At 75.4% G+C, this 20,322-nt stretch carries 11 protein-coding genes; 5 read left to right on the top strand and 6 right to left on the bottom strand.

What is annotated here, in order from left to right:
- Positions 1-52: 52 nt before the first annotated feature.
- From GHR20_RS02790 to GHR20_RS02780, 3 genes are read left to right on the top strand one after another with little or no spacing between them, the layout of a single operon-like run.
- A complete protein-coding gene (locus tag GHR20_RS02790) occupies positions 53-7,342 on the top strand; it encodes a non-ribosomal peptide synthetase (protein ID WP_153812069.1) in 7,290 nt (2,429 codons plus the stop codon).
- The gene (locus tag GHR20_RS02785) at positions 7,339-8,595 is read left to right on the top strand and encodes a cytochrome P450 (protein ID WP_153812068.1); all 1,257 of its coding nucleotides are present in this window, start codon (positions 7,339-7,341) and stop codon (positions 8,593-8,595) included. The genes GHR20_RS02790 and GHR20_RS02785 overlap by 4 nt, the downstream gene beginning before the upstream one ends.
- A gap of 40 nt (positions 8,596-8,635) precedes the next feature.
- Positions 8,636-9,907, top strand: coding sequence for an MFS transporter (locus GHR20_RS02780; protein ID WP_153812067.1), 1,272 nt, complete (start codon positions 8,636-8,638; stop codon positions 9,905-9,907).
- An 18-nt stretch (positions 9,908-9,925) separates the two neighbouring features.
- Here GHR20_RS02780 and GHR20_RS02775 read toward each other — a convergent pair whose 3' ends face one another.
- The 3 genes from GHR20_RS02775 to GHR20_RS02765 form a co-directional block, all read right to left on the bottom strand.
- Positions 9,926-12,841 (bottom strand): LuxR family transcriptional regulator, encoded by a 2,916-nt coding sequence (locus GHR20_RS02775; protein ID WP_111585030.1) that lies wholly within the window; start codon positions 12,839-12,841, stop codon positions 9,926-9,928.
- A gap of 135 nt (positions 12,842-12,976) precedes the next feature.
- Entirely contained in the window at positions 12,977-13,192 is a 216-nt protein-coding gene (locus GHR20_RS02770; protein WP_153812066.1) for a hypothetical protein, read from the bottom strand.
- A gap of 68 nt (positions 13,193-13,260) precedes the next feature.
- Positions 13,261-16,359, bottom strand: a complete 3,099-nt coding sequence (locus tag GHR20_RS02765) for a type 2 lanthipeptide synthetase LanM family protein (protein ID WP_243877876.1) — start codon at positions 16,357-16,359, stop codon at positions 13,261-13,263.
- A 470-nt stretch (positions 16,360-16,829) separates the two neighbouring features.
- Here GHR20_RS02765 and GHR20_RS02760 point away from each other — a divergent pair, with 470 nt between their 5' ends.
- Complete coding sequence (locus tag GHR20_RS02760) at positions 16,830-17,432, top strand: response regulator transcription factor (RefSeq protein ID WP_111585033.1); 603 nt, start codon at positions 16,830-16,832, stop codon at positions 17,430-17,432.
- A complete protein-coding gene (locus tag GHR20_RS37050) occupies positions 17,429-18,049 on the top strand; it encodes a LuxR C-terminal-related transcriptional regulator (protein ID WP_208446832.1) in 621 nt (206 codons plus the stop codon). The genes GHR20_RS02760 and GHR20_RS37050 overlap by 4 nt, the downstream gene beginning before the upstream one ends.
- A 25-nt stretch (positions 18,050-18,074) precedes the next feature.
- On the opposite strand, the gene GHR20_RS02750 is transcribed toward GHR20_RS37050, so the two are convergent.
- The 3 genes from GHR20_RS02750 to GHR20_RS37235 all read right to left on the bottom strand — a co-directional run bounded on the left by GHR20_RS02750 (position 18,075) and on the right by GHR20_RS37235 (position 20,113).
- Entirely contained in the window at positions 18,075-18,815 is a 741-nt protein-coding gene (locus tag GHR20_RS02750) for a peptidase E (RefSeq protein ID WP_111585034.1), read from the bottom strand.
- Between the two features lie 193 nt (positions 18,816-19,008).
- Positions 19,009-19,833: a 4'-phosphopantetheinyl transferase superfamily protein gene (locus GHR20_RS02745; protein ID WP_153812064.1), complete on the bottom strand. Its 825-nt coding sequence runs from the start codon at positions 19,831-19,833 to the stop codon at positions 19,009-19,011.
- A 91-nt stretch (positions 19,834-19,924) separates the two neighbouring features.
- Positions 19,925-20,113: an MbtH family NRPS accessory protein gene (locus tag GHR20_RS37235; protein WP_236576734.1), complete on the bottom strand. Its 189-nt coding sequence runs from the start codon at positions 20,111-20,113 to the stop codon at positions 19,925-19,927.
- Positions 20,114-20,322: the final 209 nt, after the last annotated feature.

Genomic DNA, 20,322 nt, shown 5'->3' with positions numbered 1-20,322 from the left:
CCTCCCGCCCGACACCTGCTTCCTCCCCATGAGTTCAGATCGGAGTGCCCTCATGACCACATCCGACGTGCGCCCGGGACCCGCCGCCCCGTCCGCCGCCCTGTCCCCGGCCGCCCGGCGCCTGCTGGAGCAGCGGCTGCGCGGACTGACCGGCGCCCGCGACGACGGTCCGGTCCGCATCAGCCCGCGCCCCGACCGCGTCCCGCTGTCCCCCGCCCAGCAGCGCCTGTACTTCCTGGACCGCCTCGACCCCGGCGCCGCCACCTATCTGCTGCCCGCCGCCTGGCGGTTCACCGGCCCGCTGGACGTGCCCGCGCTGCGTGCCGCCGTCACCGACCTCACGGCCCGGCACGAGCAGCTGCGCGCGGTCTTCCCCGAGCACGAGGGCCTGCCGTACCAGCGGATCCTGCCGCCCGACCCCGGCTGCCTCGACGTGGTGGACGCCGCCGCCCCGGCCGGCGCGGACCAGGAGCTGCGGCTGGCGGCCACCGTGCACGCCGCCGCGCTGCGCCCCTTCGACCTCGGCCGGGAGCCCGCCTTCCGGGCCACCCTCGTCCGCGCCGGCGACGACGATCACGTGCTGGTCCTCGGCATGCACCACATCGTCTCCGACGGCTGGTCCCTCGGCCTGATCGTCCGCGACCTGACCGAGCTGTACCGGGCGCGGACCGGCGACCGCCGCGCCGAACTGCCCGAACTCCCCCTGGACTACACGGACTACGCGATCTGGCAGCGGAGCGGCGACCAGTCCGCCGCCCTCGACCACTGGCGCACCCGGCTGGCCGGCCTCACCCCGCTGGAGCTGCCCACCGACCACCCCCGCCCCGACACCCCCGGCGGGCGCGGCGACGCCCACGTCCTCACCCTGCCGCCCGCCCTGACCGGCGCGCTCGCCGAACTCGGCCGCCGCGCGGGCACGACGTCGTACATGACGGTGCTCGCCGCCTTCCAGGCCGCGCTGGCCTTCCACAGCGGACAGCGGGACATCGCGGTCGGCACCGTCGTGGCCAACCGGGAGCGGGCCGAGACCGAGCAGCTCGTCGGGTTCTTCGTCAACACCCTGGTGCTGCGCGGTGACTTCACCGACGACCCGACACCGGCCGCGCTGCTCGCCCGTACCCGGGAGCGGGTGCTGGAGGCGTTCTCGCACCAGTCGCTGCCGTTCGAGCGGGTGGTGGAGGCGCTCAGCCCCGAGCGCGACCTCGCCCGCAACCCGCTCGTGCAGGTCCTGTACACGCACACCGACACCAGCGGCTCCGCCTTCGACCTCGGCGCGGCCGGCGGGACGCCGTACCGGATCGACCTCACCACCGCCAAGTTCGACCTCACCCTCGATCTGCGCGACGGCGACGGCCGCACCGAGCTGGCGTTCGTCTACCGGCCCGACCTGTACGACGCCGCCTCCGTCGCGGCCCTCGCCCGGCACACCGTGAACCTGCTGGCGGCGTTCTGCGCCACCCCCGACATCCGGCTCAGCGCCATCGACCCGCTGACCCCCGCCGAGCGCGCCTTCCTGCTCGGCCCGGGCGGGCCCGCGAACGCCGGCAACGAGCCCCGGACCGCCCCGCGCACCGCCCCCGACCGGCTCGCCGAGCACATCGGCGCGGCGCCGGAGGCGATCGCGGTGGTGCGCGGCACCCGGTGCCTGACCTACGCCGAACTCGACGCCCGGGCCTCGCGCCTGGCCCGGCGGCTGCGCGCGGCCGGGGTCACCCCCGGCGCCCTGGTCGGCGTCTGCCTCGACCGCACCCCCGACCTGGCCGTCGCCCTGCTCGGCGTCTGGCGCGCCGGAGCCGCCTACCTCCCGCTCGACCCCTCCCACCCGAAGGCCCGCCGCGAGTTCACCGTCGCCGACTCCGGCATCGAGTGGATCGTCACCGACCGCGCCACCCGCGGCGCGGTGGAGCAACTGCCGGTCCGGCTGCTGGCGTTGGACGAGGACGGCGGCCCCGAGGAGGAGAGCCCCGACCTCCTCCCCGCCCCCGAGGACCTCGCGTACGTCATCTACACCTCCGGTTCCACCGGCCGCCCCAAGGGCGTCGAGATCACCCACGGCAACCTGGCCTGGCTGCTGGCCGCCGCCGACCGGCACTTCGTCTTCGGGCCGGACGACGTGTGGACGCTGATGCACTCGCCCGCTTTCGACTTCTCGGTCTGGGAGCTGTGGGCGCCGCTGACCAGCGGCGGACGCGTGGTGGTGCTCGGCGCCGACGAGGTGCGCGACCCGGCCGCCGTGCACCGGGTGCTGCGCGAACAGGGCGTCACCGTCCTCAACCAGACCCCGGCCGCCTTCAAGGGCCTGCGCGCCCATCTGAAGAGCGCCGGCGGCGACTTCGCCGAACTCCCGCTGCGTACCGTGGTGTTCGGCGGTGACGCCTTCGACGTCCGCGACTACGGCGACTGGTTCACCGCCCTGGGCGAGAAGCCCGCCCTGGTGAACATGTACGGCATCACCGAGACCACGGTGCACGTCACCTTCCGCACCATCACCGAGGACGATGTGCGCGGCACCGTCCGTTCCCCCATCGGGCGTCCGCTCACCGGACAGCACGGGTACGTCCTCGACCCCGACGGCCGGCTCGTGCCCTCCGGCAGCGTCGGCGAACTGTACGTCTCCGGCGGCGGCGTGGCCCGCGGCTACCGCAACCGGCCCGAACTGACCGCCGAACGCTTCTTGGACGACCCCTTCGGGGCGCCCGGTGCCCGGATGTACCGCACCGGCGACCTCGTACGGGTGCTGCCCGACGGCCAGTTGGCGTACATCGGGCGCGCCGACCACCAGGTGAAGATCCGCGGCTACCGCATCGAGCCCGGCGAGATCGAGACCGCGCTGCGCGCCCTGCCCGGCGTCGCCGATGTCGCGGTGGTCGCCCGCCGAGACGGCGACACGGCCCGCCTGGTCGCCCACGTCGTCACCCCGGAGGCCCGCCCCCTCGATCCGCCCGCGCTGCGCGAAGGGCTGCGGCTGACCCTGCCCGACTACATGGTCCCCGCGCTGTTCGTCCGGCACGAGCGGCTGCCGCTGACCGCCAACGGCAAGGTGGACCGCGCCGCGCTCACCGCCGTCGCCCCCGCCGCGGCCGGACCCGGCACCCATGTGCCGCCCGAGGGCCCCGTCGAGCAGGCGCTGGCCGGAGTGTGGAGCCAGGTGCTCGGCGCCGAACACGTCGGCCGCGGCGACAACTTCTTCGACCTGGGCGGCGACTCGATCCTCGCGCTGCGCCTGGTCGGCCTCGGCCGGCTCGCCGGGCTCGGCTTCTCCGTCGCCGACGTCTTCCGCACCCGCACCCTCGCCGACCTCGCCGCCCTCGTCACCGAGGCCGTCGACGCGCCCGCCCCCGTCGCCCCGTTCTCCCAGCTCGACCCCGCCGACGCGGGCCGGCTGCCCGACGGCCTGGAGGACGCCTACCCGCTGACCATGCTCCAGGCCGGCATGCTGCACGAGATGCTCGCCGACCCCCGGCGCGGCGCCTACCACAACGTCACCGACCTGAAGATCAGCACCCCGGAAGGCTTCGACCTCCCCGCGTTCCAGGCGGCCGTGGACGCGGTCGTCGCCGGACACCCCATCCTGCGCAGCTCCGTCGACCTCGTCGGCTACCGCGAACCCCTCCAGCTCGTGCACCGCGCCGCCCGCCTGCGCGTCGGCTACACCGATCTGCGCAACCTGCCCCGCGACGAACAGCGCGCGCGGCTGCGGGAGTTCGTGGACGAGGAGTTCGACCGGCGCTTCGACCTGGCCGCCGCGCCCCTGGTCCGCATCCATCTGCACCACATCACCGACCACGATCTGCGGCTCGTGCTCACCGACTGCCATGTGGTGCTGGACGGCTGGAGCCTCACCTCGCTCGTCGCCGACCTGCTCGCCCTGCACCGCGAGGCCGTCGCCCACGGCACCACGCCCCGGCCCCCGCAGGCCCCCGCGTTCGCCGAGTACGTGGCCCTGGAGCGGGCCGCCCTCGACAGCGAGGAGTCGCTGACGTACTGGCGCGACAGCCTCGCCGACCTGCGCCCCGTGACCTTCCGCCGCCGCACCCAGGGCGGTACGGGCACCGACCGGCCGCCGGTGCACGAGGTCCGGCGCTCCTACGCCCATCTCGCCGAGCGCATCGGCACACTGGCGAAGAACGCCGGGGTGCCGCGCCGCACCGTACTGCTCACCGCCTTCCACCACACCATGAGCCTGTTCGCCGACCGCGACGAGAGCGCCCTCGGGCACAGCATCGGCCTGGTCACCAACGGTCGGCCCGAGGTGCCCGGCGCCGACCGGATGCGCGGACTCTTCCTGAACACCGTGCCGTTCGGCGTCACCCGCCCGCGCGGCAGCTGGCGCGGCTATCTGCGGGACGTGTTCGAGGCCGAGAAGGAGATGCTGCCGCATCGCAGGGTGCCCCTGGTCCGCATCGCCCGACTGCGGCCCACCGAGCCGAGCCTGACGGACACCGTCTTCAACTACGTCAACTTCCACCGGCTGTCGCACGACTCCTGGGACGACTCCCTGGAGATCGCCCGGACCATGTTCCCGCTGCTGGTCAACGCCAGCGTCAACGCCTTCACCCTCGACGTGGACCCGGAGTTCGTCGCCCCCGCCACGGCCGAGCAGCTGGCCGACGTGTACTGCGCCCAGCTGGAGGCCATGGTCGCCGGCCCCGACGCCCGGGTCACCCGGCCCGCACTCACCGGCGCCGCCCGCGCCACCGCCCTCGACGACTGGGCACGCGGACCCGAGATCCCGTCCTCGCCGCTGATGCTGCACGAGCACATCGCCCGCCACGCGGCCCGCACTCCGGACGCGGTCGCGGTCGAGCACCGCGGACAGCGGCTGTCGTACGGCGAACTCAACGAACAGGCCGAGCAGTTGGCGCGGCGGTTGCGGAGTCTGGGCGTCGGCCCGGAGACGGTCGTCGGGATCTGCGTCGAGCGCGGGCCGGACCTGGTGCGCGCCGCCGTCGGCGTGCTGCGCTCCGGCGGTGCCTTCCTGCCGCTGGACCCCCAGCACCCCACCGAGCGCCTGAAGTTCATGGCCGACGACAGCGGCATGCGGGTCCTGCTGACCCAGCGCGCCCTCGACGGCACGGTGCCCTTCGAGGGCCCCGTGCTCCATCTCGACGCCCCCGCCGAGCCCATGGAGCCCGTCCCGGGCCGGGAGCCCGACGCCGACACCCTCGCCTACATCATCTACACCTCCGGCTCGACCGGCACCCCCAAGGGCGTCGCCCTGCCGCACCGCGGACTGTCCAACATGCTGGAAGGCCAGCGCGACCTGGTACGCCCCACCCCCGGGGACCGGGTGCTCCAGTTCGCGTCCTTCGGATTCGACGCCTCGATCCTGGAACTCACCTGGTCCCTCGCCAACGGCGGCCGCCTGGTCACCGCGCCCAAGGAGGACCTGCGCCCCGGCCCCGACCTCGCCCGCACCCTGCGCGCGGCCCGCGTCACCTGCGCCATGCTGCCGCCCAGCGCCCTCGCGGTGCTCGGCGAGGACGACTTCCCCGAGCTGCGGGTCCTCCAGGTCGCCGGCGAGTCCTGCCCCGCCGAACTCGCCGACGTCTGGTCGCGCGGCCGCCGCTTCCACAACGTCTACGGCCTCACCGAGACCTCCGTATGGTCCGTGGCCGTCGAACTCAGCCCCGGCCAGGGCCAGCCGCCCATCGGCACCCCGATCCGCAACACCCGCGTGCACGTCCTGGACGACGACCTCCAGCCCGTCCCGGCCGGCGTCCCCGGCGAGATCTACCTCGGCGGCCAGGCCGTCGGCCGCGGCTACCTCGGCCGCCCCGGACTCACCGCCGCCACCTACGTGCCCGACCCCTACGGGCTCCCCGGCGAGCGGCTGTGCCGCACCGGCGACCTCGGCACCCACCGGCCCGACGGCTCCGTGGAATGGCTCGGCCGCCGCGACTCACAGGTCAAGCTGCGCGGCTTCCGCATCGAACTCGGCGAGATCGAGCACGCGCTGCAGGCACTGCCCGAGGTCCGCCAGGCCGTCGTACTGCACCGCACCGACCTGCCCGGCGGCGAACCGGCCCTCGTCGCCTACCTCGTCCCGCGGGCCCCCGCCCGGCCCGCCTCCGAGGAGCTGCGCCGCGCCCTGCGCGCCTCGCTGTCCGCGTACATGATCCCCGCCCGGTTCGTGCTCCTCGACGAACTGCCCGTCAACCGCAGCGGCAAGATCGACAAGCGGGCGCTGCCGCTGCCGCCCGCCGAACTCGACCAGAGCGAGACCGAGTTCGTCGCCCCGGCCACCCCGGCGGAGAAGGTCCTCGCCGAGATCTGGCGCGAGGTCCTCGGCCTCGCCCGGATCGGCGTCCACGACGACTTCTTCCGCATCGGCGGCAGCTCCCTGTCCACCGTCCGGGTCTCCCTGATGTCTGCCGCACGCGGCCTGACCGTCTCCGTCGGCGACCTGATCGAGCACCCGACCATCGCTCAGCTCGCCGAGCACGCCACCCGCGCGGCCGGGGCGGGCCTGCCCGCCGCCGTCACCTCCGAGGTACGGCTGCGCGAGGGCACCGGCGACCCGCTGTGGTGCGTGCACCCCACGGGCGGCAGCGCCGCCTGGTTCGTACCGCTCGCCCGCGCCCTGCCGCCCGGCCGCCCCGTGCACGCCTTCCAGGCGCGCGGACTGCTCGGCGGGGTGGACCCGAGCACCGTCACCGGGATCGCCGCCAACTACGTCGCCGAGATCACCGACCGGGCCCCGGACACCACCCCGGACGCCACCCCGGACACCACCGGCGAGCGGGCCCCGCACGCCCTCCTCGGCTGGTCCATGGGCGCCAACATCGCCCTGGAGATGGCCACCCAGCTGCACCGCGCCGGCCACCCGGTGGCCCCGCTCGTCCTGATCGAGCCGTACCTGCCCAACCCCGCAGCCCGCGCCCGGCTCAGCGGCGTCACCGACGACCTGCGCACCGCCTGGCGCCAGCGCGACCTGATCCGGCAGCTGCCGCCGTCCCCGGAGCGCGACCGGGCCACCGCCGAGCTCACCGCCACCCTGCTGGGCGCCGGCATGAGCCCCGCCGAGGCCGCCCTCGTCGAGAACGCGCCCATCGAGGTGTGGCACTCGCTGCTGGCCGCCCTCGCCGGCTACGAGGTCCGCCCCTACCCCGGCCACATCCACCTCGTGGTCGGCAGCGAGGCCGCGGGCCTGCCGCGCGGACGCACCATGCCGGGCCTGGACGTCGACTACGACACCTACCTCGCCCGCTGGCGCGACCTGGCCGGCGGCGGACTGACCGTGCACATCAGCGAGGGCGACCACATGTCGATGATGGCGGAGCCGCGGGTCGGCGGCATCGCCGGGATCCTCACCGCGATCGAGGAAGGGGAGAACCGATGACGACCGCGACCTCGACGAGTACGGCGACCGCCCCCGCGCCGGTGTTCACCGAGCGCTACCTGCTGTCCCCGGACATGATCGCCGACCCCTACGGGCACCTCGACGCCCTGCGCGCGCACGCCCCCGTGCACTGGAGCCCGATGCACCACGCCTGGCTGGTCACCGGCTACGACCAGGTGATGCGCTGCCTGCGCGACCCGGCCGTCACGGCCGACCGGGTACGGCCCCTGATGGACGCCGTACCGCAGGGCGCCCGGGAGGACGCCGAGCGGGCGTTCGGCATCCTGTCCCGCTGGATGGTGTTCAACGACCCCCCGCAGCACCGCAGGCTGCGCCAGGTCTTCCAGGAGGCGTTCGCCGCACGGGCGGTGGCCCGCTACCGGACCTTCACCGAGAAGGCCACCCGGGCCGTCCTCGCCCGCAAGGCCGTCCCCGGCCGCACCGGCGACCTGATGGCCGACGTGGCCAAGCCGCTGCCCGCCCTGGTGTTCGCCCGCTGGCTCGGCATCCCGCGCACCGACGCCGCCGCCTTCTGGTACTGGAACGCCCGCGTCGCCGACCTCGTGCTCGGCACCGCCCAGGAGGAGAGCGAGTACCGGGCCTCCCTCCAGGCCCTGGTGAGCCTGGAGGACTACCTCGCGGGGCTGGTGGCCCGGCGCCGCGCCGAACCCGCCGACGACCTGATCAGCCAGGTCCTGAAGGAGGGCCGGGTGGGGGAGTCGGTCACCGAGGAGGAGTTCGTCGGGATGCTCACCCAGATGGCGTTCGCCGGCGGGGAGACCACCAGCAACCTCATCGCCAACACCGTCCTCGCCCTGCACACCCGCCCCGGTCAGCTCGCCGCCGTACGCGAGGACCCCGCGCTGGCCCAGGGCGCCGTGGAGGAGGCGCTGCGCCTGGACGGGCCGTCCAAGATGTCGATCCGCGCCGCCGTCTCGGACCTGGAACTGGACGGCCACACCCTGCGCGCGGGCGACCGGATCTTCCTGGTGACCGCCGCCGCCAACCGCGATCCGGCCCGCTTCCCCGACCCCGGCCTGTTCGACGTCCGCCGCACCGGCGCCACCCACCTCGGCTTCGGCTTCGGCGCCCACTTCTGCATCGGCGCCGCGCTGGCCCGGCTGGTGGCCGTCGCCGCCGTCAAGACGCTGGTCCGCGACCACCCGGGCCTGACCCTGACCGACCCCGGCGCGCTCACCTGGCAGCCGTCCCTCCTCAACCGCAGCCTCACCGCGCTGCCCGTCCGCTACTGACCGGACCGCCGCGCGCGGCCGCACCCCCGAAAGGCACATCATGGCCACCACCCTCGCCGGCGCCGGTCCCCGGCTGTGGGCACCCGCCCGGCAGCGGCCCTTCCGACTCCTGTGGCTGGGACAGTCGTTGTCCCTGCTCGGCGACGGCTTCAGCGTCGTCGCGTTCTCCTGGATCACCCTCGGCCTGACCGGCTCCACCCTCACCCTCGGCTACGTCCTCGCCTTCCAGGCCGTACCCCGCGCCCTGCTCACCCTGGTCGGCGGCAGCCTCAGCGACTCCTGGTCCACCCGCACCCTGATGATCGCCTCCAGCTGGACCCGCGCCGTCCTGATGGCCGGGGTCGGACTGGCCGGTCTCACCGGGCACCTGACGGTCTGGATGCTGTGCGCGGCGGCCGCCGCGTTCGGCGCGGTGGACGCCTTCTTCCAGCCGGCCCGGGTGTCGATCCTGCCCTCGGTGGTGGACAAGGACCTGCTCACCCCGGCCAACGCGCTGCTCGGCGCGGGTTCGCGCACCGCGGCCGTCCTCGGCCCGGCGGTCGGCGGTGTGGTCATCGCGCTGACCCGGGCGCCGGTCGCGTTCGTGGTCGACGCCGTCTGCTTCGCGCTGTGCGGCTGGTGCGTGTCCCTGATCGCCGCCCGGCCCCGCCCCGCCGCCGCGCCGAAGGAGGACGCGAAGCCCGCCGACGACAAGGAGGTCGAGCGCCCCCCGTCCCTGGGCGCCCGCATCCGCGAGGGCGTCGTCTTCACCCTCCGCGACCCGCGGCTGCGCACGGTCGTCGTCCTCGACACCGCCGTCAACTTCTGCTACGCCGGGCCCTTCACCGTCGGCTTCGCCACCCTCGCCGAGCAGGTGCTGCGCGGCGGCTCGGCCACCCTGGGCGTGCTCAACGGCTCCCTCGCCGGCGGCGCGATGCTCGGCACCCTGGCCGGCGGCGCGATGGGCGGGCGGCCCCGGGTCGGCCTGCTGGTGGCCGCGCTGGCCGGCTGGCTGGGCGCCGGGATGGCGGTGCTCGGGCTGGTGCACAGCACCCCGGCGATCGTGGGGACCGTGCTGGCGATGGGCTTCGCCATCGGCTTCCAGGGGGTGTTCGGGCTGAGCTGGATCCAGCGCAACATCCCCCAGGAGGTGCTCAGCCGGGTCATCTCCGTCGACATGGTCCTCGGCTACGCCGCCGCCCCGCTCTCCCTCATCGTCTGCGGCGCGCTGGCCCGCACCAGCACGCTCGCCCTGTTCGGGGTGGTCGCCGCGGTGCTCGCCCTCACCGGGCTCGCGGTGCTCGGCTCCCGGGCGGTGCGCGAGATGCGGTAGGGCCCCGCCGGACGGGCGCTAGGAATCGCGCAGGGCGGCCGAACGCGCGCACAGATCCGCGCGGTTGGCCGCCCCCGTCTTCGTGATCAGACTGGCGATGTGCTTCTCCGCCGTACGGGGAGATATGAACAGCCGGTCGGCGATGTCCTTGTTGGACAGCCGCTCCGCGAGCAGCCGGAACACCTCGAACTCCCGGACCGTGACGCCCTGGGCGCGCAACTGGTCCGGGATGCCGCTGCTCCCGGTGCGGTGCTGGCGCACGGGGGCGCCGAGCCGGCGCAGCCCCGCCCGGCAGGCGCCCGCCACGGCCGGGACGTCCCGCTCGTGGAAGTAGTGCTCCGCCTGCCGCAGCCAACTGACCGGATCGCCCCAGCCGTCCTGGTGCGCCGCGTCCGCGATCAGCCGCAGCCCGAGGTGCCGGGCCAGCGGATACGGCTCCGCCACCGCCTGCGCCGCCTCGGCCGCGCGCGCCGCCTCGGCCCCCGCGCCCTCCCGGCCCAGCAGCACCGCCTCCGTGAGCAGCACGAACTGCCGGTTCCAGCGCATCCGGGCCATCGCGGTGGCGGTGATCTCCGCGTGCCGGGTGCGGTCCGCGCGCCCGGCGAGCACGTCCAGCAGCAGCACCATGCCGTGAGTGCCGCTGAGATGGTAGGTCGAGGGGTTGTCCGCCTCCAGCGCCAGCACCGTGCCCAGATCCTCCCGGGCCAGCTCCCGGTCCTCCTCCAGCAGCGCGCAGAACGCCCGGGCCAGCCCGTGGCTCAGCGGCTCCTCCTGCGAACCGGCCCCGTCCCACTGCGCGAACGCGGCCAGCGCCGTCTCCATCCCGGCACGGTCGGCGTGGTGCGCCGCGAGGACCGCCTGCGCCATCAGGACGTACCGCACGGCGGGCGCGAGCCGCAGCCGCCGTACGACGGCCAGGCACTCGGCGGCCCGCGCGCGGGCGGTGTCGTCGTCACCCCGCAGTACGGCGTCGAGGACGAGGATGCCCTCGACGGTGTGCACGATGTTGACCGAGCCGAGCCGCAGCGCCTCCTCGCGCGCCGCCAGCAGGCCCGACGTGTCGCCCTCCGCGAGCCAGGCGTTGCCGCCGAGCCGGGTGGCCGCGTACATCCGCTGGAGGGGCAGCCGGTGGCGTTCGGCCGTGGCGAGGGCCTGGCCGAGCATCGCCTCGGACTCCTCCGGGTCCCGTTCGCGGGCCACGGTGGCGAGCAACTCCTGTGCCTGGCAGGCCACCACGGGCAGCCCGTGGCGTTCGGCGGTGTCGGCGGCCGAGCGGGCCAGCTTCTCCGCGTGCTGGGTGCGGTCGGGACCGGGGGTGTCGAGGGCCAGATAGGCCGCCGTCACATCGACGGTGGCGGCGGTCGTCTCGTCCGGCGACGCCGCCAGCACCTCACGGGCGCGGGCCACCTGCCGGTTGCCGTCGCTCCACCGTCCCGCGGTATGGGCGACCTTGGCCAGCCGGGCGTGCAGCGTGGCGAGCCGCACCGGACTGAGCCCGAAGCCGCCCAGCACATGGAGATCCTCGGCCAGTTCGAAGGCGCGCGCGAAGTCGCCGGCCTCGGCGAGCGCGGGCAGCAGGTTCTCCAGGACCGCGGCCCGGCCCTGCGCGTCCCCGGCCTCGGCCAGCAGGTTCTCGGCGCGGCAGAGCAGGGTCACGGCGGAGCCCAGCGCACCGGCCGCGAGGGCCCGGCCGCCCGCGTCCGCGAACAGCAGCCCGGCCGCGCCCTGGTCCCCGGCCTCGCTGCGCAGCCCCGCCGCCAACGCGCACCAGTCGCCGCCGAGTTCGGGATGCAGTTCCTCGACGGCCTCCGCGCCCCGGCGCGCGAGGTCGGCCCGCTGACCGGGGGTCATCTGCGTGAACAGGGCCTCCACGGTCAGCGAGTGCCGGAAGGAGTACCAGTCGGGGGCCGGTTCGTCGGGGATCACCAGACGGGCCGCGACGCCCGCGTGCAGATGGCTGAGCAGCGCGCGGTCGTCCACCCCGCTCATCCGCTGGAGCACGGTCAGCGGGAAGCGGCGGCCGAGCACGGCGGCCGCCGACAGCAGGGTCAGGCCCTGCGCGCCGAGCCGGTCGATGCGGCGCAGGATGTCCCGCGCCAGCGTGGAGGAGACATCGCTGCGCAGATCCCCGATCGCCCGCCAGCCGTCCTGGCCCTGCACCAGGGTGCCCGCCCCGATCATGGTCTGGAGCAGCTCCTCGACCAGGTACGGGCTGCCGGAACTGTCCTCCCACAGCCGCTGGAGGACCGTCTGCGGCACCTCTTGCGGGTCGGCCGCGCCCAGTTGGGCCGCGACCATCTCGTCCGCCTGCCCCCGGGTCAGCGGCGGGATCTCCAGAAGGGTGGCGGCACCGCGCCGGCGCGCGGACTGGGCCAGGTCGAGGGCGTCGCTGAAGTCCGTGCGCACGGTGGCGAGCAGCAGCACCGGCGTGTACTCCAGGTTGTCCACGAGGTATTCGAGGACGCCGAGCGTCTCGGGGTCGGCGTCGTGCAGATCCTCCAGGAGCAGCAACTGGCCCTGCCCGCGCCCGGCCGCGATCAGCAGCCGCAGCACCGCCTCGCCCAGGATGACCATGGAGCTGCTCTCGCGCTCCCCGGTGTCCCAGTCGGGAATCAGCCGTCCGAGCACCGGCCGGTACGGGCCGAGGGCCAGGTCGTCCATGGACGCGCCGCCCCGGAACAGCGACATCAGCGCCTCGGTCAGCGGCCGGAAAGGTACCGCCGGGCCCGTGGTGCTGCTGCGGCCGCGCAGTACCCGCATGCCGGCGTCGAGCGCGCCGCCGACCACCTCGGCCGCGAGCCGCGACTTGCCGACGCCGGCCTCGCCGACCAGGAAGACCACACCGCCGCGTCCCTGTTGAGCGCCGCTCAACGCACGTTCGAGGAGGTGGAGCTGGGGACCCCGCCCGACCAGGGAAGGCGCATGGGAACGCATGAACGCTGATGATAATCGGAATATCGGCACCTGTGGCAGATCGCCCGCCCGGACCGTACGGCTCCGCTTGGGCACACGGCGGCGCGGACCCGCAAGACGGGTCCGCGCCATCACGCCTGTGCCGGCCCGCGGTGCCTACCGGGGGGCGGAGACCGAGGTGTCCATGGTGCTCAGCGTGATGACAAGGCCGCTGGTGAGGACCATTCCAGCCAGCACCCGGGCGCGGGCGCAGGCGCGGTTGCGGCCCTTGAGGGTGATGCCACCGGCCGCGTCCTGCTCGTCGGCGGCGATCTCGGGAGCGATCTCGGCGGCGTCGGCGGCGTCGGCGGTGGCGGCGAAGTTCTTGTCCATGAGGTGATCCCCTTCAGATGGTCCCGCGCGGGTGGGCGCGGGGGCGGAGGCGGAGACGTGCGGTGTGGTCAGTTGCCGTACCGGCCGGGGTGTCCCAGGAGCAGGACGGAGGGCACGGTGTCGGGGTGGGCGAGGCGGAGCAGTCCGTAGCCGATGCCGGAGAGACCGGTCAGCAGCCCGGGGGAGGGAACGTGGTCGGGGGTGGCGCAGCGGTGGCCCTGCGCCTCGACGAACGCGAGTGCCTGCCCGGTGCGCAGGGTCAGGGCTTCGGCGGCCGGGGTGTCGCCCCGCCCGGCCAGGACGGTGAGGGCGTCCAGGGCGCCGAGGGCACCCTGGCCGAGGCTGAGATCGGGCCCGACCTCGGCGGCCCGCAGCCGGGCCGAGAAATCGGCCGTGGCGGAGGGGAGTTCGGTGAGCGTGGCGGCGGCGGCCGCCGTTCCGGCGAGCCCCTGCGCCCACGACGGATCGGTGTCCGCCGCCCGCGCCTGCCGGACCGCGCCGTCGAGCAGGGCCCGGCCGGTGCTCGCGGGCGCCGCGGAGCGCTCCGGGCGAGCGGCGGCGTACCGCAGCAGCGCCCAGCCGATCCCGGCGGCGCCGTCCGCGAAACCGGCGTCCTCGACGGGTCCCGCCTGGCACAGCCGGTCCGCCAGGGCGTCCGCCAGCTCCAGCGCGCCCGGGGTCCCGGTCGCCTCGTGCACGGCGACGGCGGCGGCCAGCGCCCCGGCCGTGCCGCCGGCCAGCCCGGGGTCCGTACATCCTTCCGCCGCGTGGGCGAGCGCGGTGAGCGCGTCCGGCAGACACCGCGCCAACTCCTCGCCCAGCAGGGCCGAGAGCCGGACCAGGGCGTAGCAGATACCGCCGAGACCGTCGTAGGCACCGGGGCCCGCCGCCGCGCCCAGCTCGGGGTCGGCGGCCAGGGCCTTCAGCAGCGCGGGCAGCGGCCGTACCGCCTCCCGGGCCAGCGCGGTGTACCGGTCGGCGCCGGTCAGCGCGCCGGTGTGGGCGAGGAAGAGCGCCACCCCGCAGTAGCCCTGCGCGAGCCCGGCGCCCATCGGCAGCACCGCCCAGTGCGGGCCCGAGACCCGTTCCAGACCGAGCCAGTTGGCGCGCCCGCCGTCGCGTACGGCGCGGGCGGCGATGTCGTCGGCGATCCCGCACACCGCGGCCAGCAGCCGGGACGCGTCGGGCACCACGGCCGGCACGGGCGCGACCGCGAGCGCCGACCGCGGCCGGTCCGCCGGATCGCAGGCGCCCCGGGCGGCCAGCGTCGCCGAGACGATCCATTCCTGGTCGCGGCAGTCGATCTCGTCCATCCGCGCGATCTTCTTGCGCACCGCGGCCAGGCTCGCCTCCGGCAGCACGTCCTCCAGGAAGGTCCCGTCGGCCGTCCGGACCCCTGTTCCGGACGGCCGATGGGTGAACAGGGGCACGTCGCCGCGCCACAGGTCGGCCGTCTCGTGCTCGATGAGCAGCGAGCGGGCCCGGTCGTGCTCGGACTCGGTCCACAGCACGGCGAACACCCCGTCCCGGGCGAGCGCGTCACCGAGCAGCGCCGGATGCGTGGACTCCTCCAGCAGGGTCGCGTACAGCCGGGTGGCACGGGCGATCAGCCGCGCCGGGCTGTCGGCGGCCGCCGCCAACGGGCCGTCCTCACCGGCCAGTTCGCCGCCGTGCGCCGCGATGGCCGCGTACGCCGTGCGGAAGCCGTCGAGCAGCGCCGCCCGGTGGTCGGCGCCGTCCAGCGGGCGGCCGTCGGGCAGCGGCTGGTTCTGGGCTGCCGGGCTGAGCAGCGGCCCCCGTACGGCGCGCATGGTGTCGAGGCCGCTGTCCGCCCAGTGCAGGCCCTCGCTGGGGAAGGTGCCGTCGGTGGAGCGGCCCAGCGCGGAGATGTCCAGCGCGCCGTGCTCGCCGATCAGCAGATGGGGCAGCAGGCAGGTGCGGTGCACGGAGGTGTGCAGGGCCTCCGCGGCCGGGTCGGCGCCGGCCGTCATGGCCTGCCCGAGCCCGGTGTGCAGCAGCGTCTCGGCGTCCACCAGGACCGGCTGGTCGCCGCAGGCGATGACGTTCTCGTAGTGCATGTCGGCGCCGTCCACCGCGTAGAGCAGCGCGAGCAGCACGCCCTGGCGGCGGTAGAAGGCGTCGGTCTCGGTGACCGAGCGGCACCAGCGGTGGGCCACGAACTCCAGCCAGCCGTAACCCTCCCGGCGCAGGCTGCGGGCGGTGCGCAGCGGGAGGCCGGGCACCTTGGTGTCCATCCAGGCCGCCAGCTCGTCCAGCAGGGCGTGCTGGCCGAGGGGCCGCGGCTTGTACACCACCCGGGCCCCGCCGGCGAAGCGCAGGACGGCCACCGACCGGTTGCCCTGGTGGGCGTCGCCGAGCCCGAGTTCCACCCGGGTGAGCGCGCCCGGCTCGCGGCCGTCGAGGAGGACGGCGACCAGGTCGTCCCGGTCGGCCCGGAAGCGGGTGATCAGCTCGGCCGCCGCGGCCAGGGCGTCCAGCGCGGTCTGCCCGAGCATCCGGGCCAGCACCGGGTAGGCGGCGAACAGTTCAGAGAGCCCCCGCCGGGTGCCCGCGCCGGCGACGAAGGAGGCGAACCGCTCCCGGGGGGTCGCCCCCTCGAGGCGCCCGGCGCGCCGGGCCCCGGCCAGTTCCCGTACGAGGGTCCGCGCGGCCAGCCGTACCAGCTGCGCGGTGAGCCAGGTGTCGAACTCGGCCTGCCACACGCTCCGTTCGGTGGCCGGCAGGCCCGGCAGCAGCGCGGCGAGGCGGGCGGCGGCCGGGGCGACGAGCGGTCGTACGACCGGGGCGAAGACCTCGGCGCCCGTCCCGTCCGCGGCCGGCTCCGCGCGGTGGTCGGGGGCGGCGTCCAGGGCCGCCTCCACGTACCGGACCCAGCCGGGCTCGGCGGCGCGGGCGGCGAGCCGCTCGGCGGGCTCCGCCGCGAGGGCCGCCGCCGTGGCGCCGTCCACCCCGAGGTGCGCCAGCCGCAGCGCGAAGCCCTCGGCGTCCCCGGCGGCCCAGGGGGCGCGGACGGGGGCGGCGGGGTCGGCGGGCGCGGCCGGTCGGCCGGGGGCGGCGAGGCGCTCCGCGAGGGAAAGCGCCGGGGCCCACCAGGCGAGCGGCAGGCCGGCGCTCCGGGGAGCCGGGAGGCTGGCGGTCTCAGTCACAGGAAGAAGGTCCCAGACGCGGGCAGGCCCCCACATGGGGAAGTGACCCCCATATTCTCCCCGGCCCCTCCCCAGGGGTGGGGCCGGGAACCGTGGGGGATGGGGAAACCGCAGGTCGGCGCCGTACTACCCATGACCCCCACGACCGCCCCCCATACGTCCCCAGGAGCACCCCCCATGCCCCTACGGGTGCCACCCGTACGCATCCCTACCCAGAGGCGCCCCCACACGCCGCGCCGGGCACCCCACAGGGGCGGCGCACCCGCGGCCACGCGTCCGACATGCCCTCACGGGGGCCGCGCATGCCCTTACGGGGGACCGCCCCCACCGCCCGGCGGGGCCCCGCACCGGAAAGGTGGGGACCGACTACCGATGCCCGCACCCGGGCGGCGGCGGCAGGGTGAGCGTCGTACCCCACAGGCCGCCCGCGGTGCTCACCACCGGGCGAACGACCTTGCAAGGAGCAGAAGATGGGAGTTCCCGTACCCGTCGGTGTGGTCGCCCTCGACCCGGTCCTGGAGGCCGGCACCCGCAGTACCCTGCTCGCCTGCCCGGAACTCACCGTGTGCGAGCCCGGGAACGCCCGGGTCGCCGTGCTCACCGTGGACCGGCTCGGCCCGGCCGAACTCGACATGGTGCGCACCACCCGTGCCCACCTGACGCGTCCCGCCGTCGTCCTGGTGGCCGGCGCGCTCGCCTCCGGAGACGCCCTGCACGCCCTCGCCGCCGGCGCCCGGGGCCTGCTGCTGCGCCGCGAGGCGGACGCGTCCCGGCTGGCCCACGCGGTGCTCGCCGCCGCGCAGGACGACTGCACCGTCCCCACCGACCTGCTCGAACAGGTCCTCGACCGGCCCGAGAACGACGATCGGGGCTGGGCCGGCGGATCGCTCTCCGACCGCGAACGCTCGGTGCTGCGCCTGGTCGCCGACGGGCACGAGACGGCGGAGATCGCCCAGCAGCTCGCCTACTCGCCGCGCACCGTGACCACCGTGGTGCACGACATCACCCAGCGGTTCCGACTGCGCAACCGCGCCCACGCGGTCGCCTACGCACTGAGAGCGGGCCTGCTGTGACCGCCACCCTGACCGCCGCACCCGGCGGAGCGACCACGACCCTGCCCCTGCGTGTCCAGCCGTCACGGCACGCGGACCGGGTGCGCGAACTCGCCCGCCGCGCGGGACTCGACTGCGCGATCGGCCACGGGCAGCCCGGGACCGTCACCGTCGTCGTCACCGACGACGCCGAACGGGCGCTGCGCATAACCCGGTTGCCCGGGCCGCTGCTGCTGGTGTGCGACACGGTGGGCCGCACCGGGCTGCTTCAGGCCCTGCGCGCCGGAGCCGTGGTGCTGCGCAGGGCGGACCTCACCGAGGAGAGCCTCGTCGCGGCCGTCCGCCGCGCCGGGGCGCCGCACCCGAGCATCCCCTACCCGGAGCTGTCCCACCTGCTGACCACCGGTCCGGGACGCGGCGGCCACGCGGCGCACGAGGACCGGCCGCCGTCCTTGACGGGCCGTCAGATGTCCGTGCTGCGGCTCATGGCGGACGGGCACGGCAACGCGGGCATCGCGGGGCTGCTGGACTGTTCCGAGCACACCGTGAAGAACGTCGTCTACGAGATCATGGCCCGGCTCGGCGCCCGCAACCGGGCCCACGCGGTGGCGCGCGCGGTGCGCCACGGACTGATCTGAGATGCGGCGGCCGGCGACCCGGGGGTCACACCCCCGGACTCGGCAGCAGCCGGGGAGTGATGCGCTCCTCCACGGCCCGCCCGTCCTCGCGGCGCACCACGTACGCCCCCTTGCCCGGCAACTCCGCGACCGCCTCGATAAGTTCGGTGCCCCGGTAGACCAGGCCCACCCCGTCGTCGGTGCAGTGCGCCGTGGGCAGGGTGCCGTCGGCGACCAGCCGGTGGATCAGCGGACGCCGGCCCGGGTCGGAGTCGTAGTGCACCCCGTTGCCGTACGGCAGCAGCCCCAACGCGTCCGTCACCGGCCGCAGTTCAGGGCCGAAGGAGTCCGTGGCGCCGCCCTCGAACCAGCAGATGGAACCCGCGCTGACCCCGGCGAGCACCACCCCCGCCCGCCAGGCCCGCCGCATGACCGCGTCCAGGCCGTGCACCCGCCACACGGCGAGCAGGTTCGCCACCGAGCCGCCCATCACCCACACCACGTCGTGGTCCAGGACCGTGCCCTCGACGTCCTCGACGTTCGGCATGGGGAACAGGTGCAGGGGCGTCAGATCGAAGCCCGCCACCCGGGCCGCCTCCGACATCCGCGCCGTGACGTGCTCGGCGTCCCCGATCGCGGTGCCGACGTACAGGATGCGCGGTCGCCGTCCGTGCACACCGGAGAGATCCACCGCGTGCTGGACCAGGGCGTCGAAGAGCACCCGGGTGCGTGCGGCGGCGCGATGTCCTCCGGAGGTGGCGACGATGGTGGGTTCCGGGGCGGTCACGCGGTGATCGTAGCGCGCGGAACGTGCTCCGGACGTGGGGGAGTCGTGAAGGCCCGCCCGTGGGGACGGGTGGGGCAGTGCCCGCGAAGAGGGGCGCGGGCGCGTCCGCGAGGACGGGCGGGGCACAACGCGGCGGGGACCGGTCGTCGGACCGGTCCCCGCCGTCTTCGCGTGCGCTGTTCCCGTCGCGCCCTCACTCCCGTCGCAGCGCCACGGCCGCCGCGTACCCCGCCGGGACGAGGACGTCCCGCAGCTGCCAGTCCGGCGACGGCGACACCGGCCGCGGCCCGGTGCCGACGTGGTCCAGGGCCGGATCGCGCACCAGCCCCGTGCCCAGCCCCTTGAGGTACGCCTCCTTGCGCACCCAGGTCCGGGTGAAGGCCGCCTGCCGCTCGTGTGCCGGGAGCCGGGCCAGCTCCGCCACCTCCGCCGCGTGCAGCGCGCACTGGGCGCTGCGCACCGCCTCCACCGTGGCCACGCCCTCCACATCGACCCCGACCGGGGCGCCGGCGAGCGCCACCAGCACCAGGTCCCCGCTGTGCGAGAGGGAGAAGTGCACCCCCGAGGTGCGCAGCACGGGCCGCCCGTGCGGGCCCCCGCAGCCCGCGCACGGCTCCCGCGTCAGCGGCAGCTCGTCCGCCGGGACCCCCAGCAGGGGGCTGAGCAGGGCGCGCAGCGTGGCATGCGCGATCACGTACGCGTCCCGGTCCCGGGGCCGCCGGAAGGCACGGGCCCGCGCCCGCTCCTGCGCGTCCAGCAACTCCTGGGCGCGCAGCAGCGACCGGTCGTCCTGGCTGCCGACCTCGGTCAGATACAGCTCCAGCGGACCGCGCAGCGGCCGGGGGCCGACGGGGTATTGCGGGTACGGCGGACCGGGCAGGTCCAGGAGGGCGGGGCACAGCGGGCCGGGGGGCGCGGCCGACGACGGCGGGTCGCCCGGTTGCGCCGGTGTCCGGAGGGTCGTGAGCACACCGCCGGACTCCGTCGCCGTCAGCAGGTCGACTCCCGCAGTGAGCAAGGTTCTTGACGGTACGTCACTCACGCGCTCCGTAGGCCGCCGTGTCGGCGGTGCGTTGGCCGGCCGGGCCGGCGTCAGGGCCGGCCGGACCTCAGACATCGGCCCCGGCGAGCCGGCGGCGCAGGCTCAGCGGGCGCATGTCCGTCCAGACGGCGTCGATGTGGTCGAGGCACTCCTGCCGGCTGCCCTCGCGGCCCTCCCGGTGCCAGCCGGCCGGCAGCTCGCGGTCCGCCCGCCAGATCGAGTACTGCTCCTCGTCGTTGCGCACCACGAGATACACGTCCCCGGCGTCGGGGCGCGTCTCGTCGCCGCCGGCGGCGTTCGCGGAGTCGGATTGCGTCACGGTGAACCTCCCGCAGGTGATGGGCCGGCCGCGGATCAGGGTCCGGCGACGCAAGAGTGCCCGGCACCCGCCCCGCCGGGTCAGGGACGAACACGCCGAAGCGGTGGCACCCGTTGCTGCCGGAACTTCCCTGGTGACCCACCGCC

It is taken from the genome of Streptomyces sp. SUK 48, assembly GCF_009650765.1.
In the GTDB taxonomy this organism is placed as follows: domain Bacteria; phylum Actinomycetota; class Actinomycetes; order Streptomycetales; family Streptomycetaceae; genus Streptomyces.
Note: the sequence above shows the minus strand (reverse complement) of the source record. Positions and strands in the feature narration are given on the sequence as shown.

Excerpts from the sequence above, each read along its gene's own strand:
- GHR20_RS02790 (WP_153812069.1), top strand. The coding sequence starts at position 53 with ATGACCACATCCGACGTGCGCCCGGGACCCGCCGCCCCGTCCGCCGCC.
- GHR20_RS02785 (WP_153812068.1), top strand. The coding sequence starts at position 7,339 with ATGACGACCGCGACCTCGACGAGTACGGCGACCGCCCCCGCGCCGGTG.
- GHR20_RS02770 (WP_153812066.1), bottom strand. The coding sequence starts at position 13,192 with ATGGACAAGAACTTCGCCGCCACCGCCGACGCCGCCGACGCCGCCGAG.
- GHR20_RS02780 (WP_153812067.1), top strand. The coding sequence starts at position 8,636 with ATGGCCACCACCCTCGCCGGCGCCGGTCCCCGGCTGTGGGCACCCGCC.
- GHR20_RS02775 (WP_111585030.1), bottom strand. The coding sequence starts at position 12,841 with ATGCGTTCCCATGCGCCTTCCCTGGTCGGGCGGGGTCCCCAGCTCCAC.
- GHR20_RS02760 (WP_111585033.1), top strand. The coding sequence starts at position 16,830 with ATGGGAGTTCCCGTACCCGTCGGTGTGGTCGCCCTCGACCCGGTCCTG.